The organism is Flammeovirga sp. SubArs3, from assembly GCF_947387565.1.
Lineage (GTDB): Bacteria > Bacteroidota > Bacteroidia > Cytophagales > Flammeovirgaceae > Flammeovirga > Flammeovirga agarivorans.
This window is the reverse complement of sequence record NZ_CANDOA010000007.1, coordinates 23151-48800: the sequence shown is the minus strand read 5'-3', so window position 1 is coordinate 48800 and position 25650 is coordinate 23151. Positions and strand designations below refer to the sequence as shown.

General features: G+C 34.2%; 20 protein-coding genes and 1 riboswitch. Of the genes, 9 read left to right on the top strand and 11 right to left on the bottom strand.

The window, feature by feature from the left end; translation table 11 throughout:
* Positions 1 to 20: 20 nt before the first annotated feature.
* The 8 genes from QL232_RS18975 to thiS form a co-directional block, all read right to left on the bottom strand.
* On the bottom strand, positions 21 to 1094 hold the full coding sequence (locus QL232_RS18975; protein ID WP_281615373.1) for a HesA/MoeB/ThiF family protein: 1074 nt from the start codon (positions 1092 to 1094) through the stop codon (positions 21 to 23).
* Positions 1095 to 1143: 49 nt separating this feature from the next.
* Positions 1144 to 2250, bottom strand: coding sequence for a 2-iminoacetate synthase ThiH (gene thiH / locus QL232_RS18970; protein ID WP_168883851.1), 1107 nt, complete (start codon positions 2248 to 2250; stop codon positions 1144 to 1146).
* A 57-nt stretch (positions 2251 to 2307) separates the two neighbouring features.
* Positions 2308 to 3081 (bottom strand): thiazole synthase, encoded by a 774-nt coding sequence (locus QL232_RS18965; RefSeq protein WP_281615372.1) that lies wholly within the window; start codon positions 3079 to 3081, stop codon positions 2308 to 2310.
* 11 nt (positions 3082 to 3092) lie between these two features.
* Complete coding sequence (locus tag QL232_RS18960) at positions 3093 to 3719, bottom strand: thiamine phosphate synthase (protein WP_168883853.1); 627 nt, start codon at positions 3717 to 3719, stop codon at positions 3093 to 3095.
* On the bottom strand, positions 3712 to 4479 hold the full coding sequence (locus QL232_RS18955) for a hydroxymethylpyrimidine/phosphomethylpyrimidine kinase (protein ID WP_281615371.1): 768 nt from the start codon (positions 4477 to 4479) through the stop codon (positions 3712 to 3714). Before QL232_RS18955 ends, QL232_RS18960 begins: the two co-directional genes overlap by 8 nt.
* On the bottom strand, positions 4452 to 5072 hold the full coding sequence (locus tag QL232_RS18950; RefSeq protein WP_281615370.1) for a thiamine phosphate synthase: 621 nt from the start codon (positions 5070 to 5072) through the stop codon (positions 4452 to 4454). The genes QL232_RS18955 and QL232_RS18950 overlap by 28 nt, the downstream gene beginning before the upstream one ends.
* Before the next feature lie 48 nt (positions 5073 to 5120).
* Positions 5121 to 6965 carry a phosphomethylpyrimidine synthase ThiC gene (gene thiC / locus QL232_RS18945; protein ID WP_281615369.1) on the bottom strand — a complete coding sequence of 615 codons (1845 nt, stop codon included), beginning with the start codon at positions 6963 to 6965 and terminating at the stop codon, positions 5121 to 5123.
* A 163-nt stretch (positions 6966 to 7128) separates the two neighbouring features.
* Positions 7129 to 7335: a sulfur carrier protein ThiS gene (thiS, locus tag QL232_RS18940; protein WP_168883857.1), complete on the bottom strand. Its 207-nt coding sequence runs from the start codon at positions 7333 to 7335 to the stop codon at positions 7129 to 7131.
* Positions 7336 to 7409: 74 nt separating this feature from the next.
* Positions 7410 to 7504, bottom strand: a riboswitch (TPP riboswitch).
* A 163-nt stretch (positions 7505 to 7667) separates the two neighbouring features.
* Here thiS and QL232_RS18935 point away from each other — a divergent pair.
* The 4 genes from QL232_RS18935 (at position 7668) to QL232_RS18920 (ending at position 11766) form a co-directional block, all read left to right on the top strand.
* The gene (locus QL232_RS18935) at positions 7668 to 8282 is read left to right on the top strand and encodes a tRNA-(ms[2]io[6]A)-hydroxylase (RefSeq protein WP_281615368.1); all 615 of its coding nucleotides are present in this window, start codon (positions 7668 to 7670) and stop codon (positions 8280 to 8282) included.
* 60 nt (positions 8283 to 8342) lie between these two features.
* Positions 8343 to 9617: an anthranilate synthase component I family protein gene (locus QL232_RS18930; RefSeq protein WP_281615367.1), complete on the top strand. Its 1275-nt coding sequence runs from the start codon at positions 8343 to 8345 to the stop codon at positions 9615 to 9617.
* A 93-nt stretch (positions 9618 to 9710) separates the two neighbouring features.
* Positions 9711 to 10700: a hypothetical protein gene (locus QL232_RS18925; protein WP_281615366.1), complete on the top strand. Its 990-nt coding sequence runs from the start codon at positions 9711 to 9713 to the stop codon at positions 10698 to 10700.
* Between the two features lie 10 nt (positions 10701 to 10710).
* Entirely contained in the window at positions 10711 to 11766 is a 1056-nt protein-coding gene (locus tag QL232_RS18920; RefSeq protein WP_281615365.1) for a hypothetical protein, read from the top strand.
* On the opposite strand, the gene QL232_RS18915 is transcribed toward QL232_RS18920, so the two are convergent.
* Entirely contained in the window at positions 11763 to 13571 is a 1809-nt protein-coding gene (locus QL232_RS18915) for an SLC13 family permease (RefSeq protein ID WP_281615364.1), read from the bottom strand. The genes QL232_RS18920 and QL232_RS18915 overlap by 4 nt on opposite strands.
* Positions 13572 to 13747: 176 nt before the next feature.
* Between QL232_RS18915 and QL232_RS18910 the strand changes: the two genes are divergently transcribed.
* Positions 13748 to 16888 carry a PAS domain S-box protein gene (locus QL232_RS18910; protein WP_281615363.1) on the top strand — a complete coding sequence of 1047 codons (3141 nt, stop codon included), beginning with the start codon at positions 13748 to 13750 and terminating at the stop codon, positions 16886 to 16888.
* A 45-nt stretch (positions 16889 to 16933) separates the two neighbouring features.
* Here the strand turns inward: QL232_RS18910 and QL232_RS18905 are convergent, their stop codons facing one another.
* The gene (locus QL232_RS18905) at positions 16934 to 17482 is read right to left on the bottom strand and encodes an NAD(P)H-dependent oxidoreductase (protein ID WP_281615362.1); all 549 of its coding nucleotides are present in this window, start codon (positions 17480 to 17482) and stop codon (positions 16934 to 16936) included.
* A 263-nt stretch (positions 17483 to 17745) separates the two neighbouring features.
* Here QL232_RS18905 and QL232_RS18900 point away from each other — a divergent pair, with 263 nt between their 5' ends.
* From QL232_RS18900 to QL232_RS18885, 4 genes are all read left to right on the top strand, one after another.
* Positions 17746 to 18780, top strand: coding sequence for a low specificity L-threonine aldolase (locus QL232_RS18900; protein WP_281615361.1), 1035 nt, complete (start codon positions 17746 to 17748; stop codon positions 18778 to 18780).
* A gap of 142 nt (positions 18781 to 18922) precedes the next feature.
* Positions 18923 to 19363 (top strand): DUF4199 domain-containing protein, encoded by a 441-nt coding sequence (locus QL232_RS18895; protein ID WP_281615360.1) that lies wholly within the window; start codon positions 18923 to 18925, stop codon positions 19361 to 19363.
* A 297-nt stretch (positions 19364 to 19660) separates the two neighbouring features.
* On the top strand, positions 19661 to 21109 hold the full coding sequence (locus QL232_RS18890) for a T9SS type A sorting domain-containing protein (RefSeq protein WP_281615359.1): 1449 nt from the start codon (positions 19661 to 19663) through the stop codon (positions 21107 to 21109).
* Positions 21110 to 21595: 486 nt separating this feature from the next.
* Positions 21596 to 22759: a T9SS type A sorting domain-containing protein gene (locus QL232_RS18885; RefSeq protein WP_281615358.1), complete on the top strand. Its 1164-nt coding sequence runs from the start codon at positions 21596 to 21598 to the stop codon at positions 22757 to 22759.
* 90 nt (positions 22760 to 22849) lie between these two features.
* On the opposite strand, the gene QL232_RS18880 is transcribed toward QL232_RS18885, so the two are convergent.
* Complete coding sequence (locus QL232_RS18880) at positions 22850 to 25009, bottom strand: hypothetical protein (protein ID WP_281615357.1); 2160 nt, start codon at positions 25007 to 25009, stop codon at positions 22850 to 22852.
* Positions 25010 to 25650 lie beyond the last annotated feature (641 nt).

Below are 25650 nucleotides of genomic sequence, written 5' to 3'. Positions count from 1 at the left end.
CAAAGGTAAAACTTTATTCACTATAACACTTCCATACCACCTTTTAAACTGTAAACTTTAGCATTATTTTGCTTAACAGACTGATATACATCGATTGCAGCCCTACTTCGTTTACCAGATTGACAATAAAAAATGATATTTTCATGATCAGGAAGCTCATCAATTCTTTCTTCAAGTTCAGCTAACGGGATATGTATTCCTCCTATATCATCAATATCCCTTTCATATTCTTCTCGTACATCTACTAACAACGTTTGTGATGTATCCGCTAACATTTCCTCTACTTGATGGATGCTAATTTCTACATTGTTATCAGGTGTCGCACAGAAATCAAAATTATAATCACCTAATGTTGATATGTTAGCAACTTTTGGATTTTTCTTGAATTTCAAGGTTTGAAAACTCATATCCATACCACTTATCAACAATAATTGTCCACTTAATAACTTACCAACACCAGTTATTAACTTAATCACTTCTGTAGCTTGCATAGTACCCAAAATACCTACCATAGCTCCCACAACACCAATTTCGTTACAGTTTGGAGCTTCTTCTTGAGAAGGAGGGTTAGGGAAAATACAACGGTATGTTGGACCATTGTTGTAATTAAAGACAGATAACTGTCCATCAAACCCTTGAATAGAGGCTGAGACTAAAGGTTTATTCTGAATGATACAGGCATCGTTGATTAGATAGCGGGAAGAGAAATTATCTGTTCCATCTACAATAACATCTGCTTTTTTGATAAGTTCTAAAGCATTTTCTTTATTGAACTGCTGAAGTACGGTAGTTACCTTACAATGTGGGTTCATGGCCGATAACCGTTCTTTAATTACTTCAGCTTTTGGTTTACCAATATCATTGGTAGTAAACATAATCTGACGTTGGAGGTTCGATACAGACACCATATCATGATCAACAAGAATGATGTGTCCAATACCAGCTGCGGCTAAATATTGAGATACAGGGCATCCTAATCCACCAGCACCAATGATAAGTACAGTTGAATTTTTTAGCTTTTCTTGCCCTTCTACACCTATCTCTTTTAGTCTGATATGTCTGTCGTATCGTTTATATTCCTCTTTCGTCAACATTACTTTATACTATTTTTAGTAGGATAGAAATCTACTAATCATTTATTGTTTATTGAAGTGCAAGATCCCAATCTTTCCAAACCACTTCATAACCTTGATTTTTAATCATTTCTGCAAATTCTTCGGCAGAACGCTCATCAGAAATTTCAAATTGTTCCAATGATTCTGGTTCAACCACATATCCACCAGGGTTTGTTTTTGAGCCAGCACTTGCCGAAGTGATACCCAATTTAATGATATTGTCTCTAAAAATTGGATGTTCTCTAGTGGAAAGAGACAATTCAACCTCTTCATCAAATAGGCGATATGCACAAATCAATTGAACTAATTCTCTATCTGTCATTTCTACTTTTGGTTCTAAACCTCCAGAGAATGGACGTAACCTCGGGAATGAAATAGAGTATTTCGTTTGCCAATAAGTTCTTTCTAGATAGTCAAGGTGAAGTGCCGTGAAAAATGAATCGGTTCTCCAATCTTCTAAACCTATCAGTACACCTAATCCAATTTTATGAATCCCTGCCTTACCTAAACGGTCAGGAGTATCCACTCTATAATCAAAATTAGATTTTTTACCTTTTGGATGATGTTTCTTGTAATCATCCTTATGGTAAGTTTCTTGGTAAACTAAAACGGTATTTAAACCAGCTTCAATAAGTTCTTCATATTCCTCTAAATCCATAGGTTGTACCTCCATGGCAATATGAGAAAAATAAGGTTTTACTAATTGAATGGCTTTTTTGATGTATTGAACACCTACAGTTCTATTGGCTTCGCCAGTTACCAATAGAATATGTTCGAAGCCCATATTTCGTATTGCTTCAGCTTCTCTGATAATTTCATCATCAGAAAGGGTTCTTCTTCTAACTTTATTGTCTAAAGAAAAACCACAATACGTACATATATTTTGACACTCATTCGATAGATACATAGGAGTATACATCTGAATGGTGTTTCCAAATCTCTTTTTGGTAAGCTGATGACTCAATTGAGCCATTTGTTCTAGGTAAGGAGCAGCAGCAGGAGATATTAACGCTTTAAAATCTTCAAGATTTCTTCGTTCTTTTCCTAATGCTCTTTCTACATCATGAGATGTTTTAGCATAAATACTTGCTTTAACCTCATCCCAGTTTTGCTGATAAAATAAATCCTGGTACATCTTTAATGAATTAAGATTTAAGTTCTAAGATGATCAACATCTTAAACCTTATATCAACTAAAGTTGGTTTAAAAATCCAGTAAGTGGAGAGCTGGCCTCTGCAGTAACTCTTGGTTGAGCAATTTGAGCTAAGTGTGCTGCTCTCCCTGCTTCTACAGCTTGACCAAAGGCTTTGCCCATTGCAACAGGATCGCCAGCAACAGCAATAGCTGTATTTACAAGAACTGCATCTGCTCCAAGCTCCATGGCATGTGCTGCATGAGAAGGAGACCCAATACCTGCATCAACAACTACAGGAACATTACTTTGCTCTACAATGATTTCTAAGAAATCTAAAGTCTTTAAGCCTTTATTACTACCAATAGGAGCACCAAGTGGCATTACTGCAGCGCAACCTACTTCTTCCAATCTCTTACACAATACAGGATCAGCATGAATATATGGTAGTACAATAAAACCTTGTTTTACCATTTCTTCTGCAGCTTGTAAAGTTTCAATTGGATCTGGCATTAAATACTTAGGATCAGGATGAATCTCTAATTTTACCCAGTTTGTTCCTAAGGCTTCTCTAGCTAATTGAGCTGCAAATACGGCTTCTTTTGCTGTTCTTGCACCAGATGTGTTTGGTAGTAGGTTAAACTGATCGTGTTTAAGATGAGCTAATACATCATCTTCTGGATTATCAACATCAACCCTTTTTAAGGCAACAGTAACCAATTCTGATCCTGATGCTACAAGAGCGTTTTCCATTAATTCATTAGACTTAAATTTACCTGTACCGGTAAATAATCTAGAATTAAAAGTTTTATCTGCTATTACTAATTGATCCATTTTTGTGTCGGTTACATCTCCAATTCTACTTCTAAAGCGGATACTGTTGAAGAAGGCTGATCAGCATTGGCAATTAAACCAGAAACTGCTACACCAAAAACTCCAGTCGAGAGAATGTCTTTTACATCTGTCGTTTCGATACCTCCAATAGCAATAATTGGTGTATCAATACCTCTTTCTTTACATTGATCTAAAAGAGATTGATATCCTTCTAAACCAAGAATTGGACTTAATTTTTTCTTTGTCTGTGTAAATCTGAAAGGTCCCAATCCAATATAATCCACTCCAAAATCGAATAATCTTTGAATGTCTTCTATAGTGTTGGCAGTACCTCCGATGATTTTATCACTTCCTAAAATTTCACGAGCTAAAGCTGGAGAAGAATCTTCTTTTCCAACATGCACACCATGAGCATTTATTGCTAAGGCTACTTCAGGCTTATCATTAATCAATAATATAGCATTGTATTGATCTGTGATTTCTTTTGCCTGCTTACCAAGTGCAATGTATTCTTCAGTACTTACTTCTTTTGCCCTCAACTGAATCCAACGACATCCCGCTTCACATGCTTCTTTGATATGTTGAAGATGGTTTTTGTCTTTTTTTTCAGTAGATATATAATGAAGTTTACTAATCATGATTCTTAATAAATGTATGCTGTCCAAGCTTACTTTCATCACTCATTAAAAAATCTTCGATATACGCTTTGCTTAAGCGACAAGATTTCTCGATGGAGTGGCCATGGGCAAGATTACTTGCAATTGATGATGATAAAACACAGCCTGAGCCATGTTTTTCAAAAATATCAATTTCTTTTCCTTCAATTAATGTTTCTTTTCCTTTATAGATAAGAATATCATTACCCTTTTCGGTAGGATTATGTCCTCCTTTCAATAATACATGAGTGGAATGACTAATTTCTTTTGCTTTTTTTAAAGGGTCACCTCCATTGGCAAGAACTTCCATTTCCTTGTAATTAGGAGTAATGATATCAACACTTTGCAATACCTTATCTAACCATTTGATTGAAGTCTCATTGTGAAAATCATAGCCTGCACTTGCTCTAAATACAGGGTCTAATACGACTTTACAGGTTGGAAAGAAACCTTTCACCAATCCAATCCAATTAGACATCAAGTGGAAATTCTCAACAATTCCGATTTTTAATGCATTTAATGGATACTTTTCGATTAGTGGAAGTAGTTGAGCAGTAACTACATCTGCACTCATCCAGTTCATACCAATAAAATCATCTGCCGTTTGGTAAGTCAGAGCAGTACAGACACCCAACCCTTGTACATCATGTGCTTCAAAGGTTTTAATATCTGATAAAATACCAGCTCCTGCTGAAGGGTCAAATCCAGCTAAACTTAAGGCAAAAGGTCTATGGTTTTCCATGATGATAGTAATTGTTCTGCTTTAGAAATTAATTGATCTGATGATGTAGCCCATAAATAACCTAATAAAGCAACTCCTTTAAATGAAGATCCTTTTAATGATAAAATTGTTTGAGGAGAAATACCCCCTAACGCAATTATTTTCTGCGAGCTAATTATGTTCTCTTTCATCTTTTTTAGAATCGAAGAATTAGCCTGATAACCTTCTTTTGAGATACTATCAAAAACAGGGCTCAAGAAGAGGTAATCAAACTTGTTGGGAAGATAAGAAAGTTCATCAAAATCATGAACTGATGAGCTAATTCTAACTTTTTTTTCAATCCAATAATTGAAAACATCTTTATCTGTACTTCTTCTATCCGATTCTCTAAAATGGACACCACCTAAATCAAACCTTTCCACTAAATGATGGTATTGATGAAGAGTAATCTTATTATGGTAGCTGATAGGAATTGACGTAATTAAATCCTCAACCTCTTTTTCTGAAGCATTAGGTTTTCTGATATGTAGTATATCAATCCCATTTTCCAACCAGAATAAAATCTGATGGATTTCTTCTTCAAAAAAGTCAGGTGTCGTAATTCCTATCAGCATAATGAAATCTTATTTATAGAACTATTACTGTTCTACGGACAGCAAATTTTAGTGATAAATCTCGCTACCTAATTCTTTAAACTCTTCAGACTTCTGCTTCAAGCCTTCTTCTTGCTCTTGCTTCGCTGCAAAATCACGAACATCTTGAGTAATCTTCATTGAGCAGAAGTTTGGTCCACACATCGAGCAGAAGTGAGCAACTTTTGCACCTTCAGCAGGAAGTGTTTCGTCATGATATTCACGAGCAGTATCTGGATCAAGAGACAAGTTGAATTGATCTTCCCAACGGAATTCAAAACGAGCTTTTGACATAGCGTTATCACGGTATTGTGCACCTGGGTGACCTTTTGCCAAGTCAGCTGCGTGTGCTGCAATTTTATAAGTGATTACACCTTCTTTTACGTCTGCTTTATTAGGTAAACCTAAGTGCTCTTTTGGAGTTACGTAGCAAAGCATTGCTGTACCGTACCAACCGATTTGAGCAGCACCAATTGCAGAAGTAATGTGGTCATAACCAGGAGCGATATCCGTAGTCAATGGACCTAATGTATAGAAAGGAGCTTCGTAGCAATCTTGCAACTGAGCATCCATGTTTTCTTTGATCATGTGCATTGGAACGTGACCAGGACCTTCGATGATCGTCTGTACGTCATGTTTCCAAGCAATCTTAGTCAACTCACCTAATGTTTTCAATTCTGAAAGTTGAGGTTCATCGTTTGCATCAGCAATTGAACCTGGACGAAGACCATCACCTAATGAGAAGGCTACGTCATAAGCTTTCATAATCTCACAAATCTCTTCGAAGTGAGTGTACAAGAAGTTTTCTTTGTGATGTGCTAAACACCATTTCGCCATGATTGAACCACCACGAGATACGATACCAGTCACACGTTTTGCTGTCATTGGAACGTAACGTAATAATACACCTGCGTGGATTGTGAAGTAATCAACACCTTGCTCAGCTTGTTCGATCAATGTATCACGGAAAATCTCCCAAGTTAAGTCCTCGGCTTTACCATTTACTTTTTCTAATGCTTGGTAAATTGGCACTGTACCGATTGGCACTGGAGAGTTACGGATGACCCACTCACGAGTTTCGTGGATATTTTTACCTGTAGAAAGGTCCATGATTGTATCAGCACCCCAGCGGCAAGCCCAAACTGTTTTTTCTACTTCTTCTTCGATTGAAGATGTAACTGCAGAGTTACCGATGTTAGCGTTGATTTTCACCAAGAAGTTACGACCAATAATCATTGGCTCAGACTCAGGGTGGTTGATATTGTTAGGAATTACAGCACGACCCGCTGCTACTTCATCACGAACAAACTCAGGAGTAATTTTACCTACAGGAGTGTTTGCACCGAAGCTATTACCTGGGTGTTGTGTACCGAATTTACCTTCTTGCTCTTCAATTCTTTGGTTTTCACGAATAGCAATGTATTCCATTTCTGGAGTGATGATACCCTTACGAGCATAGTGCATCTGAGAAACATTCTGACCTTTTTTCGCTTTCAAAGGCTTTTTGATGTGCTCGAAACGCAAGTGATCCAATTCAGAATTTTCTAAACGTTCGATACCATACTCAGATGATAACTTAGGAAGCTCTTCTACATCACCTCTGTCAAGAATCCAATCCTTACGAAGTTTATTCAAACCTTTTCTAACATCGATCTCAATTTCAGGATCAGTGAAAGGTCCAGATGTATCATAAACAGTAATAGGTGGGTTCTTTTCTACTTTATTTAAGAACTTGTGGTTAGTATCAGCCTGCTCGATTTCACGCATCGCAACTTTGATATTGTGAATCTTACCGTCTACATAGATCTTTTTCGACCCAGTGAATGGCTCACGGCTAATGACTTCCTGACTTGGAATTTTGTCTTGCTTTTTCATGATTAAAAGTTGATTTGTGGGGAAGATTTCAGTGTTGGTGTAAACTATCAAAGTGTCAAGAGAAAATTAGCTCAGTTGAGATAACATTCTTTACTTTTGAAAAATCACTTAATCATAGTATTGTGAGTACGAAAGTCTTCCTCGAATAATAATTTAAATGATATTAGCCACCTTGAGCAGGGGCAACAACGGTTACATGGTCTTTTTCTAATACTGCATGAGCCTCCCATTGACTTTGCGGAATGATTTCATCATTAATCGCAACAGCGACCGTTCCTCTTGCAACGGAAATATTCATGAATTCTAAAAGTTGTGCTACAGAATAAGCACTTGGGAGTGTTACAGACTTATTGTTTACAGTGATATTCATTTCGAATAAATTAGAAATGTGACAATCATTACAACCAATAAACCTTAGGAGAAAAATTACACAGAAAGTGTAATAGATAGAAATGGACTTTTCCCTTCGTCGGTACTAACCGCATCAGGTTCAAAGGGTATTTCTCAGTTCGATTTAACGAACACCCCTAAAGTAAATGTGAAGCAAAGATAATGAGAAATATTTAAGATTTAGGAAATAAGTTTTAAAAATTACGATATCAGCTGATTTCATTTTAAGCTTAGAATAAAAATATTCTAACCACTTAACTCTATAATTCTTAATTAATAACTACTTTTGCCCCATAAACTTGATCAAAATTTATGGAAGAGGAATTCAAAGGGCAGGGACATATGCTCCACCTAAAATTACCTACTGACCCAAGATGGGTTGATATGGTTGAAAACTCAAATATTGAGGAGATTTTAGTGGATCATGCTTACTGTGAACAAAAAGCAGCAACGGCAAGTATGTCATTAATAGTCAACTACCCTGAATTGGATGAATTGGTAGATACTTTGATGCCAATTGTAGCTGAAGAATGGGAACATTTTGAAAGAGTTGTAAAACAATTACGCAAACGAGGACTTTCTTTAGGTAGAATGCGAAAAGATGATTACGTAAATGGAATCATCAAATTTGCTAAAAAAGGAGGTTCAAGGATTGATCAATTAGTAGATAAACTTCTTGTAAGTGCATTAATAGAAGCACGTTCTTGTGAGCGTTTTAAACTACTGTGGAAAGGCTTAGATGATGAAGAATTGAAAGCTTTCTATTATGAACTAATGGTTTCTGAAGCAGGACATTATGTGACTTTTATTGATCTGGCAAGGAAATACAAGGATAGAGAAATCGTGGATTCTCGTTGGCAAGAGTTTCTTAATAAAGAAGCAGAGTTGCTTAAAAGTTTAGAAGTGCGATCTGATAGGATGCATTAATAAACTATTGTGTAATTTTGTAGTGCAATGATGATAGTAGAAGAACTAGATACAATATCGATGAAATTTCCATTAGAAGATTTATCGTCTTTCCGTTTAAAAGCGTGGTATTGGGGGAGAAAGGAAGAATACTGTACATATTTATTCGACCATAACATTTCTTACCCAGAAGGAGGCTTTAAACATTTATTGGCTGTCGGAGCAAAAAATATTTGCCCGATCGAGGAAGGGCATTCTTTTGAAAGTGTAGAGCGATTTCAACGCGAACATAAAGAATGGATGTTTGGTCATTGGGGGTATGATCTTAAGAATGAAGTAGAATTGCTCTGTTCAGATCACCCAGATGGTATCGAAATGCCAAATGCATTTTTTTACATTCCTAAAACACTATTCGTTTTTGGAGAAAAAGATGTAGAAATTATCACAAAAGGTGATGAAGAAGCTATCTTTTTTGAAGTATTGAATACCGAAGTTCCTGAAATGTCAGATGGATGGGGAGGAAAGGTATTACCTAAGATTTCGAAAAAAGTATATGTAGATACGGTAGAACGTATTCAAGAACATATATTAGAAGGAGATGTTTATGAAGTAAATATCTGTATGGAATTCTTAGCAAGAGAGGCTAAAATCGACCCATTTGATTTATATCTAAGGTTATCTGCACTATCACCGGCTCCATTTTCTGCATTCCATCGAGTAAATGATAAATATGTAGTTTCTTCTTCTCCCGAACGCTTTATGAAAAAAGAAGGGAAAAGAATAGTTTCTCAACCTATTAAAGGAACTATAAGACGAGGTACATCACAAGAAGAAGATGAACAATTAAAACTTGATCTTCGAAATTCTGAAAAAGAGGTGGCTGAAAATATGATGATTGTTGATCTCGTTAGAAATGACTTGGCAAGAACTTGTAAAGCTGGAACGATTAAGGTACCTGAAATCTTCGGTGTATATAGCTTTAAGACTGTTCATCAAATGATTTCAACGATTGAAGGTGAAATAAAAGACTTCTTACCTTTTTCTGAAGTGATCAAAAAGGCATTTCCTATGGGAAGTATGACAGGAGCACCTAAAGTAATGGCTATGGCATTGATAGAGACTTATGAAAGAACAAAAAGAGGTTTATACTCGGGTTCTATTGGTTATATCACTCCTGAAGGAGACTTCGATTTCAATGTGGTCATTCGTAGTGCTTTCTATAATGCAGCTGCCGAATATATTTCATTCCAAATTGGTTCAGCAATTACTATAGATTCCGAAGCTGAAGCAGAACATGAAGAATGTATCTTAAAAGCAAAAGGAATGTTGGCTGCTTTAAATGCAGAAATGATATAAAAGTTAGTGAATAACTACTTCAAAGTCTGTCGTTTTGTGAAATGACAGACTTTTTTTATTTTTAAATATATACATGACACTCAAAGCAGCTATATGAATATAAAAACTAACAGACAAGAGATCTCTATATCTATTTATTGGAGTAAATTCTATTTCCAAAAAACGATTAAAGATTATTTCTTTATTTATCCAATGACGCTTTTTGGTGGGATTTTTATCAACTTATTCACTTCACCAGGTGAACTCTCTTTAATTTGGTCCGGTTTGTTTCCTTTGGCTTTATCTTCTGGATTTTTGATGATGTACCTTTCTTATCTAGGTAAGACAAATATTCATTGTGATAAAGATTACTTAGTGATTAATTCTTTTTTTAGAAGAAAAATAAAAATAGAAACAAAAAAAATAGCTCAATTGTACTTGTTGAAAGAACAAGCTTTATCCAAAGATATATTGAAGAATATGGTTCGTTTAGAAATGAAAACGAAGCATGGAAATATAATTGACTGTTTACCAAGACCAATTAATGCCTTTGAGGGACAGCAAATAGAAGAAGCTGTTGAGAAGTTTTTAGGTATTGAGGATTACTACGTTGAAGGTGAATATCAAGCTAAAGGAAAGCAAAAAGAGGAACATGTTCAACAAAAGAAAAAACTAAGTTCAGAAACACTCACCAATGACATTCTGACCATTAATTTTAAAGATTATTTGATAGAAAATCACTTTGAGTTTCATTGGAATAATAATAGAGTAGATCATGCATATTGGTGTAATTCAGGAGAGGAAAAGGCTGTAGTTTACCAACTAAACGATAAATGCTTTATTGAATCAAAAGTAAATTATACCAGACATTTTAAAGATCAGATAACTGATTTTAAGCGTTGGACTCAATCATTGATGTATAACAACCAAGAATATTTATTAGATAAAGAGGATGAAGGGAAATTTTACAATAGATATTCAGAAAGAAATGAGATAAGAGTTATCCAACGTTTATACATGAATGAAAATCGAAGTAACTATTTGAGAATTTGTCAATATAATAATAGTAGTATTGATGTGACTTTTGGCGAACTAACCATATAACTAACAAATAATGAATATTAGAGAAACGAGAAATGGGGGGCTTGCATTAAGTATTGAAGCAGAGCTAAGTAATGAATATAAAAAAGAGGCATTTAATGATATTCGGAGGAGAGAAATAACTCCAATTCTATTGTTTTCTTTAGCCGCTGCAGCCATCTTATTGGTACTTCATATTGGATTGAGTGCAATTTTATTAGCGGGAGTAGCTATAAGGGTTTGGTATTTTTATGAAGTAAGCCGAAAAACGGTGAGCTTACAATTTTATTTGATAGGAGATCAATTAAGGTTGAACATCATCAATAATAAAAGTATGGCAATTGATGTAGTTCACTACATGGATGATATTGAGCAATTGTTTATCAGCCCGCTCAAAAACAATAAAATTAAGGTATCGATATTAGGTAAAGACGGTTTTGAAAAGGAATTGATAATTCTTGAAAAAGAAAGAATTAGTGAAGCTTTTGAGCTTGTCGAGAAAGTGCATAAATATTTCTCAATTCAGCCTACAGGGGTAATAGGGGAGATTAATTTTGAGAGAAATGATTTAGCTGAACCTAAACGTAAACGTCAATACTTTAAGATTTTTGATCAAGATGTAGAAGATATAAGAAACAAAGGTGTAATTCAACTTCAAGGAAAGGATTTTTTTATTGAACGATCAGCTCAGATCGATTGGGTAAATGGTATGAATTCATATTGGTTTAAGATAGATCAAGAGCAATATTTATATTTTCATGCATCGCTGTCTAGTCAAATATTTATTTTAGAGAAAAGCATATCTTACCTCTATGACTTAGACTTTTATTATTTAGAGAGTGATCTATCTAATATTCATACAAGTTTTGTTTATAATGATATCACCTATTATCAATGTGAACAAAATCATGGAGAATATTATATCGAAGGGAAATTACAAGATAATAATGTCTACCAAGTGCTATACGAAGATGAGGAAAGAGAACATTTTTTACGTTTTATGATAGTGAATGGTAGAATAGAAACATTTATCGGTAGAAATATTCAAAATCATCAACTTCAACAAATTTTACCAGAAATTGAAGACTAAATCAATCCATAGTAAAAGACAATAAATACAATACAGACAACGGAATAAATTCCCATAAGTGGTAACCCTACTTTCATAAAGTCTTTTGGTTTATACCCGCCAGGACCATAGACAATCCAATTGGTTTGGTAACTTACCGGTGTTAAGAATGCAGCAGAGGCAGCAAAAGCAATAACTACAAAAAATGGTTTGCTTGGTAAAGCTAATATCTCACTTAGTGAATAAGCGATTGGGAAAGTGATGGAGATGGCTGCTACGTTTGTAACAAAAGAGGTAAGTAAAACGGTTATTAAAAATAAACCTATTAACACACCTACTACTCCAAATGGTAGAAAAATCTTAATAAACACTTTACTGACTATTTCACTCGCACCTGTATTAATAAATGCATCCCCTAAAGTCAGTGCACACATCAGTAATACAATTAAGTCTAAGTCGAGTTCTTTATTGACGCTATTTATTGATGTAGCATTGATAATCAATAATCCGGCAAAGGCAAAAATTGCTCCTGTCAGTAATTTTATCGTACCTGTGGCAATTAGAAATACAAGACCAAGAAGAGCGATTGAATATATCCACTTGGCTTTATCCTTTACAACGGGTTTATTACTTTCTATTGTTGATAAGACATAAAACTCTTTGTAAAGCTTTATATTAGAGAAGAAGGTTTCACTAGCAGAAAGTAGGAGCATATCACCAGATTGTAGGGCTTCGTTGCTAAGTTCCCCAGTCAGTTTTTCTCCATTACGATGAATCGCGATAAGTTCAGCTCCATAGGTGTCTTTGAAATTGATCTTACCAAGTTTCTTTCCTGCTAATCCAGAGTTGGCAGGGATTACCGCCTCAACAATTTCAGAATCAGATTGATGATTAGGCACGGTTAATCCCATATCCGAGTTGACAATCACCATAATATTTTCTGTTTGTCCCATAAACATCAAGATATCTCTCACAGCAAAAGTGAAATCATCAGGTATGGGAGTAATCACTTCTCCATTTCTATGTACTTCAATTAAGTAAGCCCCCTCAAAATTTTTGATCTTGGTTTCTGATATTCTTTTTCCAATTAATTTGGACTGATGTCTTACTCTCAGTGCCATTAAATATTCAGGAGCAATCGCTTTGGCATCATCAAAAACTTCTTTATTGACAGGCAAAAGATTGTAGCCAAAGGTCAAAAGATAGATAATTCCGAAAAAAGTGACCAAAAGTCCTAAATAAAGGAAGTCGTTATAGGCTAAAGTAGGTAAGTTGTTCGTTTCTATAAAGCCGTTCAACACTAAGTTGGTAGATGTACCAATAAGGGTAATCATACCTCCTAAAATGGTACTAAAACTTAGTGGGATAAGCAACTTAGAAGGGTGGGCACCCATCTTTTTACACCAATTATAAACATAAGGTGTTAGTCCTGCAACAACAGGCGTATTATTGGTAAATGAAGATAAGATAGCGGCAAACGTAATGATCTTTGCCATAAAGACTTTGGGTCTTTTGGTATTACCAATAAAGCGATTTAAAGCATCTTCTGTATTATATGTATGATAGAGGTGAGTAGTAACAATAACTAGCACAATGATTGTAGCTATTGAAGGGTTACTCATCGATTCTAATAAGTTGTCAGCGGAGATTACACCGAAGAGTAGTAAAGTCACTACACTCATAAAAAATATTGTAGAGGGCTTTCCCCACTCTTTAAGTAATGCAATGATAACGGTAGTAACTGTAAAAAGGACAATCCATTTGTCAAGCTCTTCAGGCAAGATATGACCTATCCTTAGAAATATGTGCAATAGAGGGTTAGACATAAAATATGGTTAATATCAGTTATATTAATATCGTGTTTAATAGTTTAGAAATGAGTGATCAAGATCAACAAATAACTATATTATTCGAATATGACAGTTTTTTGTTGGGTTAATCTATCACTTTATTTTGAAGTTTTAATTGATCTAGGAAATAATCCTATTTAAAAATATAGACAATGAAAGCAAGTGCAGAATTCAGAGGTGTAGCTACCATTGTGATCGTCAGTTTATTATTATTGACGAGCTTTGTGTCTTTTCTCCGTTCATCACAAACAGAGAAAAGAGATGTATCTGAGGTGCTATTAAACCAAGAATATAAGATTGCCAACTTTCCATACCATGCTAAGGAATACTATAGAACGGACGATCGTAAAACTTTACTTCAGCTAAAACAAGAAGCAGACAAAATCTATTCCCAGATTTTAGCGATGGAGAAAGGAACTTCGGCAAGTTCTACCGAGAAGCAAAATTTATTGATTCTTACCTCTATTAATGATGATGATTTATCACATGCGTTAGAGTTGTATAGAAAGCGTTTTGAAGACTACTATGCTAAAATTGATTTAATGTGGGATGCAAGTATTGAATCCAATACACCTGTAGAACTTCAATTAACGAATAAGAAGAATACATCAAGAAGAACTAAAACTCAAGTTTTAGAAGAGGATGAAGGGAGTGATAAGATAGGTAAAGCGATTGATTTTCTTGAAAGAAGAAATTCATCATTATTACTTCATAATAGAGAAACACGATTCCGTTTAGAGGAGAATATTATTAGAACTAAGAATAAAAGCTTATTCTTTAATGGGCTACTTGTTTTTAGTGGGGTTCTTTTATTGATTACTCAAGGAGCCTTTTTCAGAAATAGGGTATTAACGCCAATTAAACTTCTTCGAAAAAACTTGGAAGATTTTACTGGAGAAAAAGAAAGTGCAGAAATACCTGATATTAATATCATTGAAAGTAAAGTATTTGACTTGGAAGATGATTTCAATCGGATTACTGAAATGATTGAACACCTTGGAGAAAAAGACTTTGAAGTAAATACAGAAGGCCTCAATTTAAGGTTGGCAGACTCTTATGATAGAGCCAGAAATACATTGAAACAGCTGGCTAATGAAGAGTTTGTAAGTAAATGGATTACAGAAGGCTTAGCGAAGACAACAGAAACATTAAACGGAAAACAATATGATACCATCGCAGAAATGGGATATGAGTTTGTCCGATTCGTTACTCGACATCTAGGTGCTTTACAAGGTGGAGTATTTCTTAAGATGAACCACGAACAAGGCGATGTAGTCAATCAGATTGCAAGTTATGCTTATGGGAAAAAGAGGTTTCCACAAAGAAAGCTATCTGCAAATGAAGGGTTGATTGGTCAGGTAATGCTTGAAAAACAATATGTTTATGTTGAAGATTTACCTGAACACTATACAGCAATTTCTTCTGGTTTAGGAGAAGCTGCTCCTCGATCAATTATAATTATTCCGGTAGTTCATGCTGGTGATGAAGTGTATGGAGCTGTAGAGATTGCGTCATACAATCCCATGTCGCAACATGAACAAGAGTATGCAAATGCTGCTTGTGAACGTTTTGCTTCTGCAATTGCAGTTTACATGATGAACGAAAATACAAGAAGCCTTCTAAAAGAGTCGATGCAAGTCAATGAGACCCTAAAAAATAAAGAGGAAACATTGCTTGAGAAAACTTCTGAGATGCAGTCTGTTCAGGATGAATTGAGTACTAAACTGACGGAATTATCGAAAGAGTCGAACTTAAATAAAAATATTTTAGATGCTATTGGTAAAACAATGGCGATTATTGAATTCGATATGTCGGGAAAGATCATTGCTGCAAATGATATGTACCTATCTGTAATGGGATTCAAATTAGAAGAGATACTTGGAAAGCATGAAAGGGTATTGGTATCTTCTGAAGAGGTAAACTCTATGCGTTATAAGTTACTATGGGATAGTTTATCTAACGGATCATTTATTTCTGGTGAATACTGTAGAGTAAGCAAAAAAGGAATGGATGTTTGGATGAACGGTACTTACAATCCAATTTTTGGTTTGGATGGTAAACCTTATAAAATCATCAAATTTGCCGAGTTTACAACAGAACAGAAAGCGAAAGATTTAACGAACAATGAAAGGTTATCTTTATTTGGTCTGCACTTCCCAATCTTAGACTTGGACCTTGATGGGAAAATCAAAGCAGCCAATACAGGCTTTACTCAATTATTTGGATATAAGAGAAAAGAATATAGAAATGCTGCATTGGTTGAGTTTCTAGAAAATGCCAATGAGATCAGGATTTTCAAAAGAATAATCAGAGATGTAAAGTCTGGAGCGAATGCGAATCAAAAATTCGTATTTGTTGATAGTGAAGGTAATCCGAAGACATGCGATTTACATTTCTTCCCTCTTAAAAATTTAAGTGGGGAAGTTCAAAAAATCACATTGTTTATTACTGATAAAACAGACGAAGAATTAGTAAGAAAAGAGTTATCTACAGAGGCTCATTCATTGTCATTATTAAGAAGTGAGGTAGAAACAAGAAGAGAAATCATCGACCAGCAAGCAATGGTTGTTGAAGTGGACCTTAATGGCAGGGTGATCTTAGGTAATGACATCATTGAACAATGGACAGGTACTTCCGTAGAAAATCTAATAGGAAAACCAATGGCTGATATGGTAACGACGTCATATCAAACGGTAATTTCTACTTTGATGTCAGATCCAACAGTAAGAGGAGTTAGAACAAGAACCATTGAATTTAGAACACCGAGAAAAGGAACATTCTGGGGTAGTACAAGTGCATCGGTGGTATTTAAAGATGAGGTACCTCTTAAGTTCATTTTTATCATTTTCGATGTAACAGAACGTATAGAAAGAGAACAGGGATTAACAGAGGAATTAGAAAGACAGCGTACAAGAAATGCCTTGTATAGAATGAAAAATAATGATCATTCTCAGGGGTTTGAAATCTTGGAGGACTTGTTTAATCAGAATAAAATAAATCTAGAGGATGATAAATGGTTGGAGCAAGTTCCATTTCCGGCAATATTGGTCAACGTAGACGGAGTGATTCAATCTAAAAATTCAAGTATGGATCAGTTGAAATCCAATGTTGTGAAGATATTAGATATACCAGATTACTTGTCGGATAGACAAAAAGAAAGTATCAAGTTAGCCATTACAGATGCCAAGTTAATGGAAGACAAAGTGGTAGTAAAAGGGAGCGATATGAATTTGATGATGTTCCCTGTCTTTGGAAAGTCCGAACACAATATGTTGGTAATGCTAAATAGCTAGAAAGTAAAAAAGCCTGCATGATTCATAAATATCATGCAGGCTTTTTTATTTCTTGGTAACTATTGCTTCTGCAAACCAAAGATATTCTTCGATAAAAACATCTACAGAGCCTTCGAATTTGGCATCTAATAATGTTCCATCTTTACTAAATTTATCTTGAACATTAGGAACGGTAAACATCCTATAAATAGGATAAGCCATTAAGGCTAATACTTGCAATTGCATAGCTTGAGCAGCCCGAATTCCTCCTAATGCTCCCGCAGATACACTAGCTACACCTATGGGTTTCCTTTGATAGGTTCCTTTTGGGTAGAAATCAATTGCATTTTTTAAAGCTGAAGAAAAGCTGCCGTTGTATTCAGGAGAAGTGAAAATGATACCATCTGCTTCGTCTAGTATCTTACCGACTTTCTTAACATTTTCAGGTGAATCATCATGTAAAGTATTAGTGAGAGGTGGTAGTTTCTGTTCTTTTAAATCAATCACAGTAGCTTCAACATTTGATTGCTGATTAAACCTTTGAGCTAAATGTAAAGCAACTGAGTGTGTATGTCTATCATCTCTTACACTTCCGGATAGGATCGCGATTTTCATATAGGTTATAGTTTAAGTTTTTTAGGTAATAGGAAGTTACTAAAAAGTAGCCTCCATCGAAAGGATAAATAATTTATTACTGTTGAATTGTCTGTATTTATATATGTCGTATTTTTAAATGACACAAAGTCAGTAATTTGTTTCGTTGTTTTGTCATGATATTCTTTGAAAATAAACATTTATTGTGAGTGAAGAATGTTCTAATTTTCTTTTTTGTGCGTTATTATTGTAGTACATCGAAATCAATTATTTAGCAAAGAGGAATGAAAAAGACACTGGCAAGTGATAATTATTCAGGAACTACACCTGAGATTATAGAGGCGTTAGCAAAAGCAAATACAGGGCATCAAGGTTCGTACGGTGCAGATGAAAGTACTGAAGCTGCGATCAAGATGTTCCAACGTATATTGAAAGAAGATATAGATGTCTATTTTACAATGAACGGTACAGGAGCAAATGTTACGGCACTATCTTCTGTTTGTCCTTCTTATGGTGCAGTAATTTGTTCATCAGCAGCGCATATTAATGTAGATGAATGTGGGGCGCCGGAAAAGTTTGGAGGTTTTAAATTACTAACGGTAGAAAAAGATAATGGTAAACTGACACCTGAAGATATTAAACCCTTTATGGTTAATTTAGGCGAGCAGCATTGGTCTCAACCTAAAGTAGTTTCAATTACCCAAGCTACAGAATACGGTACAGTATATACTTGTGAAGAAATAAAGGAAATTGTAGACTATGCACATAGCCAAGGTTTATTGGTACATGTTGATGGTGCAAGAATCAGTAACGCAGCTGTATCGTTAGGAGCAACGTTCAAAGAGATGTTAGTGGATACAGGAGTTGATTTTGTTTCTTTTGGAGGTACAAAAAATGGATTAATGTTTGGTGAAGCTGTTATTTTTTTAAATACGTCTTTATCTGAAAATTATAAATATATCCGTAAACAAGGTATGCAGCTGTTATCGAAAATGAGATTTATTTCTGCTCAATTCGAAGCATTATTTGGTACTGACCTTTGGGAACGTAATGCTATCCATGCAAATAACATGGCACAGAAACTTGCCGAAGGATTAAGCAAAGTGGAAGGAGTGACAATCACACAAGAAGTTCAAGCTAACGGTGTATTTGCCATTTTAGATCGAGCAGTAATTCCTGCTATGCAAGAACAATCACCATTCTATGTTTGGAATGAGCAAACCAATGAAGTACGATTAATGTGCTCATTCGATACTGCAGAAGAAGAAATAGATGCCTTTATTAATAAGCTGAATCAGTTAACCTCTGTGACAGCTTAATGTGTAAATCATTAGAAAATATTTGAACCTCAACTACTTCAGTTGAGGTTTTTTTATAAAGAAACATTTGGATGATGTAAACAACTTAAACGATTCACTGTTATACTATTACAATTCTTTTACAACTATTTCTATTACCATCATGAAGATCGCACTGAAGTACGGAAGCCTTATGTTTTTAGGATACTTATTACTATTCTTAGTAATGAAGTTTCTTCACCTTTATCATATCATTGAATTAAGAGCACTAAACTTTCTAATTCATTCTGCAGGAGTATATTTTGCCCTCAGAGAGTATCAAAAAGCTCAAAAAGACAATTATGGTTATATCACTGCATTTGTAGAAGGAATGCGCGTAACACTGATAGGTGCTATACCATTTGCTATATTTATGGTGGTATATTTAACTGTCGGAGAGCCTGAATTTCTTACTTATTTACAGGAATATGCCTTAAATGGAGCTTATCTAACACCAGGTTTAATCTTTCTAGGTTTATGCATGGAAGCCGTAGGATCAGGAGTTATTATTTCTTACTTGATCATGAGGTACACTATTATGAGAGCAGTTCCTAGAGTGAGTTGAATTAACAATAAATATATTCTATTGAAAGTCACAATATTATGAATTATTGTGACTTTTTTTTATCCTAAAATATATACATATAATGCAATTGGTATGATATTTACACTAAATATTGAGAATCAGTGAAATAGAGCTAAACGATTGACATGACTGCTAAAATCTATCAACTGATCTTCACGACAATTCAATGACTTATCAATTGACTACTTCTACAGGCATATTATAGTTAACAATTACATTCAAGTTTTCTGTACTCCATTGATAAGTGATATTTATTAACTAATAATTAGAACTTCTATGCGATTTGATATTTACAAGATTTTATCCTTTGCCTTGATCTTGGTAGTTCAAGGAGTGTCGTATGCACAAACATGCCCCGATGTTTTTGGCGATATTGATCAAAATACAGCAACTGATTTTCAAACTGATGGAAATAGACAAGGTAGTTTTGATTGTAAATTAGAAGGCGGGGATATTGAGATTACTGCAAAAGGAGATAATAGAACAATTACCGTCAAAGCCAATACAATTGTGGTTTGGGATGTGGATAACGTATTTCTAACTTCTGAAAGAGATATAATTCCCGATGATAATGGAAACCAAACCGAAATTGATAAATATGGAATTACTTTAAATATTGAAGATGGTGCGATTTTATATATTCTAGGAAATTTGAAACTTAATTTTAAATCAGTTATTAATATAGCATCAACAGGTCAATTAGTGATTGATGGAGATTTTAATACTGATGGAGGAATATATCCAATTATTAATATCAGTAATGATCAAATATTAGGAGATGATATTCCTGCTATACGTGACCCTGATAATAATAGTATATTGCATTATCTAAATCTACATATTAAAGGGAATGGATACTTTGGATTCACTTCAGGTACAAGTGGTTTCACTTCGGGAAGTGAATTCATAAGTCGAATATATATAGAAGGTAATACTGTTGATTCAAATGAATTAAATACTTCTGTAACAACTGAAGAACAAATTGAGAATTATTTAAATCAACAGGACTGGTTTAAGGAATTAAATGGTTTTTGGCAATGGATTGCTACCTTATATTACAATATTGCCTTAAGAGATAATTTCCCGGGGATTAATGGAGAAAGCAATGAAGAGTTTAGAAAAGGATTAACAGGCGGTCAACCTTCTGTAGAACTTCCTGATCTCCCAGTAGAACTTACATACTTCAATGCATTTATTGAAAATAAAACAGTTGCATTAGAATGGGAAACTGCCTCAGAACAAAACGCATCTCATTTTGATGTGCAAAGGTCTGCTGATCAACAAAATTGGACAACTATTGGGATGGTAAATGCTCAAGGAAATTCAAATGTAGCTGTCGAATATGAATTTATAGATGAGGCTCCATTGTCAAAAGCATATTATAGATTACATCAAGTTGATTTTGATGGATTGAATGAGTTCTTCGGGCCATTGTATGTAACAACTACATCTGTGTCAGAAGAATTTGAAGTGACATTAATGCCCAATAATATTGTAAATGGAGAAGAGGTTCATTTCCGACTTTCAGGAGGAATACCAGCATCTATGATGTCAGCGTCTATGTATGATGGAACAGGCCGAATGTTACAATCAGAAGAAATAGAATTAAAACAATCTGCAACATTTACATCACTCCATTTACCTTCAGAGATGAAGCCAGGTGTATATTATGTAGTTTTTAGAAATGGGAAATCAATAGCAAGAAAACGATTAATTGTTCGCTAGAAGATTCCAATTCGAAACAAAAAAGTCATTCTTTCAAAAAAAAGAATGACTTTTTTGTTTTTATATGAGTACAAACTTTAAGTGTCTCCCTTTACTGTATAAGAATCAACTACTTATACCACCCAAGGCTATGAAATTACTTCAACATATTATACTCTTTACGTTATTTGTTTTTATGTCTTTCGAATCGGACGCTAACAATAAAAATGAAGAAATAATTCATTTAAATGACACAAAATCAACATATTTCATGGAATTCTAGTGTTAAATTCTTTATTTCGTGATGAAAATTCGAGATTTTTTCCAAATATTAACCTGTTGGATCAATTTTTTGTTCTCTTATTTTCATAAAACTTACACATTTCCTGTTCAATTGCTAAATACGACAAGCTAGAAAAGATATTGGTACTCTACATTATTAAATAAATATTTCTCTAACTAATATAACTACTGTTTACAACCAATTGAACGGCTAACTTATTTGCTATGAAATTTAAACTTATACTATTATTCTCCATTCTTTCTATACAAGTTTTTGGGCAGATATCTCCAACTCCATCTGATTCACCAAGTGCTGCAAATACTTATTATTTGGATGATGGAGGTAGTTTTACACTTTCAGATTATGGGGCCGGTATTATTGATGCATATATCGGTATTACTTCATTTTTACCTGCAGTGGTACCAACTATTTCAATACCTGATAATACAGATGTAACCATTACTGGTAACCTTGGGATTGGATATGCAAAATTAATAATACCTTCTACTAGCTCATTGACAGTTACAGGAACAATGTTTCTTGACGAAACAGCAGGTTATGCTGCCAATATTGAGATAAATGGTCTATTAAGTGTCACAAACCTAACAGTATCAAGAGCAACTTTTATTGGTGGTTTAAGGTTTAGTGAGAATAACTTTTGGGATGATGGTGAAAATATTCAGTTAAACGGAAGTGGAACAATATCAGTTTCTGGTTATTTTGATGCTGATGCAATAAGTGAAACAAATATTTCAGATAATTTACATTGGAATATTGATTGTGATCAAATTCAAGATTTAGCCTGTGATGATTTAACGAATTTAAATTTACCCGTTGATCTAGTTTATTTCAACGCAATGCTTGAAGATGATGTGGTATTGTTGGAATGGGAAACAGCAAGTGAAGAAAATGCATCTCATTTTGATGTTCAACGTTCTGTTGATAAGAAAAACTGGGAAACGATAGAGACCGTTGATGCAAATGGAAATTCAAATGTTTCTATTTATTATGAGACTATAGATCAAGATGTTTTACCTAAAGCCTTTTACAGACTTTTACAAGTTGATTTTGATGGAGCTCAGGAAATATTTGGTCCAATTGAATTAAATAGCTTTGATAAAATAGATGCATTTAAAGTTACATTGCACCCCAATATAACAACTTCAAATAGTAAAATAATGCTAAACTTTAATGGTATGAACAGTGAAGTTGATGTGAATTTAGTGATGTATGATGGTACTGGTAAACTAGTAAATTTGGAAAAGAACTCATTTTCTAATGTATCATCACTAACTCAATTAAACTTACCAAAATTAAGGTCAGGTATATACTTTTTAAGTATTAACAATGGTAAATCTAAAGTTATAGAGAGATTGATAATTAAATAATTTCAATTATACTTCTAATAAAAAAGGTTCGATATCATCTGATATCGAACCTTTTTTATTAGAAGTATCTAACTAGCTGTCTTCAATGTATTATTGGAAAACCATAATATGTGAACCATAAAAGTCAGGATGTATTTCAATAGGAGCTAAGTTACCGAATAAATAAATCTCTCTAATATTTTTATTTTCGAGATAAGTTAATGGTAATTCTCCTTGTATAAGGTTTAACCCAACAGCAAGAACATTTAACTCTTCTAGCTGACTTAGTTCAGGTATTAAAGTTCCATTTAAATTTAATCCCATCAGATCAATAATTATGACTTTACCATCACTATTAGTTGTAATACCGAACCATTCAGAGACAGGTAGATCACTACCCCAGTTTTCACTATAAACCCAGTTATCACCGTTCGTAGCTTCATAGAATCTCATAAGGATTTCTCTTTCAGTAAGAGTTTCTTTAACCAAAGGCTTCTCATAAGTTGCGACAAAGTTTACATCGAAGCCGTCTCCTGTATTAGATCCATTATCAACGATTTTAATCCAAGAAACTTCAATTCCTTCTGGAAGGTCTCCTGCTAAATGGAATTCATTATTAGCGATATAAGCATCACCAATTTTTACCCAATCATCAGAGTCTTCTAAACCATCTTCATAATATCTACCATTGTATGATGCATGAACATAAACAGCCGCTTTTTCTTGATAGGCATCCCATGCTTCCATTACATCTTCATAGTAAGGTTTTTTACCCCATGACGTTTCTACTACTTGTAAAGTTGTTTCATCCGTAACAGTTACCTTGTTGGGTAATTGCATTAACACATAGCCATCTTCTCCACCAAGTGAAACAAATTTGCTTGCATTTTTTCTAAAGTCAGCTAAATCGGCATTAGCTGAGTTCTGACGAGACTCCTTAGAAACATTATAGTTGTCATGAGACAGATCTTTAACTCCATAGTTGAAGTTATGAGGACGGTATAACTTTACTTCAGCATATTGATATCCATCCAATTCCCCTCTAAACCATTGATCGTAATATTCACCATCAATTTCTCTAGAGTTTTGTGAAGGATCTGTAGTGTTAAAAGAGTTCTTATCAAAAGCTTGAGTAGAGGCCATATCCCCCCAATTATGATAAAGCGTATTGATCTCTTCACCACTTTCATTTAAGATGATCATTTTCACATCATCTTTTACCACCTTACCATTTAAAGTTCTTAGTTGTAAATACTCAGAAAAGTGATGTGAGGTAAATACCATATTATCACCAGTAAGGGCTGCTCCTGTTACTCTACCTCCCATTTTTTCGGCGATTTTAGCATTTAAACCTCCAAAGATAGAACCGGCATTGAATTCTACTTTTAGATCATCCCAATCCCAATCCATGTTGTTAAGGTAAATAGCTGTACCGCCTTTCCATTGAGAGAAAGAGATCAGTCTTTGTTCTTCGAAACCATCTGTTTCAGAAGAGTTTTGTGTGAATAAGATATCACCCCCTTGGAATTTCACTTTATTCAGTGCCTGAATCTCATTTTCTTCGAAGTAAGTGTCATCTTCAAAGAATTGTTCGTCTTCTGAGCCTTCTACAGCAATATTTCCTGAGAATTGGAACTTTACAACATGTGCCCATACTTGGCCAGCATATTTTGTTCCTGCAAGAGATGGATCTTTGTCATTCCAAATATCAGCACCTCCATTTTTAGCAGATCCCCAATCAGCTACTACTTTGTAGAATCCAGATTTTCCAGCGATAAATAAATACCCGTCTTGATCTACATCGACTTGAGTAATCTTACCTCTAAATCTGTATTTCGAAATATTCGCTTTCATCTGTTGTACTGTCACTTCAGGGTCATACGTGAATAGCTGAATTTCTCTTACTTTTTTAGTAGCAATTTCTACCAAGTAGATTTTCTTTTTTCTACTAACAACTACTGTGATATAGTCGTTTTTTGGACTAATACACATGTGGCCACCTCTTGGGATGGTAAAAGGACGACCATTTTTTGTTAGCTTCATTTCCGTTAGATAGGCTTCATCTTCTAGGCCTTGGAAATCATAATCAATCTCATAAATAACAGAGCCTTTGTTCGTAGAGTTAAGGAGATAGAGTTGTTGGTTAAAAGGCATTCTGATGTTAGAGGCTTCTTGTTCGTTTACAGGTTCATCAATTTGTTTATGACAAGAAGTAATAGATAGAGCAATGAGAATAAAAACAAAGTTTATTCTCCACAGTAGGTTTTTCATTTGAGTCAAGTAATTAATTTAGATTGAATGAAGAACAATTTTAGATTTAATCGCAAGTACGAAGCATGTTAGTTTTTGTCGCTTTTTTTAATTGATAGGATAGCAATGTACTTGCAGTTGTCGTATTAATTGTCGCCCAAAGTAAGTTAAACTTTTTAACAACTTCAAATAAATAAAGAATTCAAATTGAGTGATTTATGTTAGTTCGTTCAATGAATTGTTAGAAAAAGTCTATTTTTTGAAAAAAGTTCCCACTTGGAAAAATTTAACTGAATGTAAGCTTATAGGTGTTTCTGATAAGAAATTACTGGATAACGGATCTATGTGGACATTTTTCTTTAAAAACTAAGATTAATACAAGTAAGTTTAACGGTATTATTATAATCCTTAAGTGGAAATATTAATTCTTTACTACCTGTTATACTACCTAAAATATTGTCTTTTTAACCTATCATAAAAGTATCCGTAATTGAAATTAGACCTAACCCAAAACCAAATATCTATCTTTTATAGGTTTTATGTTACTGTATTATTTTTTTAAGCGTGACTGCTTTTGCGATTAACTAAAGGACCATGATTAGATTATCATTTTTATTCGTTTTACAATTTTATTGTATAAACCTGTTTGCTACGTGTATCTC

What these genes read in the sequence shown, in the direction of transcription:
- QL232_RS18950 (WP_281615370.1), bottom strand. Translation starts at nt 5,072, where the DNA reads ATGCTGATAGGAATTACGACACCTGACTTTTTTGAAGAAGAAATCCAT.
- QL232_RS18890 (WP_281615359.1), top strand. Translation starts at nt 19,661, where the DNA reads ATGCGATTTGATATTTACAAGATTTTATCCTTTGCCTTGATCTTGGTA.
- QL232_RS18885 (WP_281615358.1), top strand. Translation starts at nt 21,596, where the DNA reads ATGAAATTTAAACTTATACTATTATTCTCCATTCTTTCTATACAAGTT.
- QL232_RS18910 (WP_281615363.1), top strand. Translation starts at nt 13,748, where the DNA reads ATGAAAGCAAGTGCAGAATTCAGAGGTGTAGCTACCATTGTGATCGTC.
- QL232_RS18915 (WP_281615364.1), bottom strand. Translation starts at nt 13,571, where the DNA reads ATGTCTAACCCTCTATTGCACATATTTCTAAGGATAGGTCATATCTTG.
- thiS (WP_168883857.1), bottom strand. Translation starts at nt 7,335, where the DNA reads ATGAATATCACTGTAAACAATAAGTCTGTAACACTCCCAAGTGCTTAT.
- QL232_RS18955 (WP_281615371.1), bottom strand. Translation starts at nt 4,479, where the DNA reads ATGGAAAACCATAGACCTTTTGCCTTAAGTTTAGCTGGATTTGACCCT.
- QL232_RS18925 (WP_281615366.1), top strand. Translation starts at nt 9,711, where the DNA reads ATGAATATAAAAACTAACAGACAAGAGATCTCTATATCTATTTATTGG.
- QL232_RS18935 (WP_281615368.1), top strand. Translation starts at nt 7,668, where the DNA reads ATGGAAGAGGAATTCAAAGGGCAGGGACATATGCTCCACCTAAAATTA.
- QL232_RS18965 (WP_281615372.1), bottom strand. Translation starts at nt 3,081, where the DNA reads ATGGATCAATTAGTAATAGCAGATAAAACTTTTAATTCTAGATTATTT.
- QL232_RS18975 (WP_281615373.1), bottom strand. Translation starts at nt 1,094, where the DNA reads ATGTTGACGAAAGAGGAATATAAACGATACGACAGACATATCAGACTA.
- thiH (WP_168883851.1), bottom strand. Translation starts at nt 2,250, where the DNA reads ATGTACCAGGATTTATTTTATCAGCAAAACTGGGATGAGGTTAAAGCA.
- QL232_RS18905 (WP_281615362.1), bottom strand. Translation starts at nt 17,482, where the DNA reads ATGAAAATCGCGATCCTATCCGGAAGTGTAAGAGATGATAGACATACA.
- QL232_RS18960 (WP_168883853.1), bottom strand. Translation starts at nt 3,719, where the DNA reads ATGATTAGTAAACTTCATTATATATCTACTGAAAAAAAAGACAAAAAC.
- QL232_RS18930 (WP_281615367.1), top strand. Translation starts at nt 8,343, where the DNA reads ATGAAATTTCCATTAGAAGATTTATCGTCTTTCCGTTTAAAAGCGTGG.
- thiC (WP_281615369.1), bottom strand. Translation starts at nt 6,965, where the DNA reads ATGAAAAAGCAAGACAAAATTCCAAGTCAGGAAGTCATTAGCCGTGAG.
- QL232_RS18880 (WP_281615357.1), bottom strand. Translation starts at nt 25,009, where the DNA reads ATGAAAAACCTACTGTGGAGAATAAACTTTGTTTTTATTCTCATTGCT.
- QL232_RS18900 (WP_281615361.1), top strand. Translation starts at nt 17,746, where the DNA reads ATGAAAAAGACACTGGCAAGTGATAATTATTCAGGAACTACACCTGAG.
- QL232_RS18920 (WP_281615365.1), top strand. Translation starts at nt 10,711, where the DNA reads ATGAATATTAGAGAAACGAGAAATGGGGGGCTTGCATTAAGTATTGAA.
- QL232_RS18895 (WP_281615360.1), top strand. Translation starts at nt 18,923, where the DNA reads ATGAAGATCGCACTGAAGTACGGAAGCCTTATGTTTTTAGGATACTTA.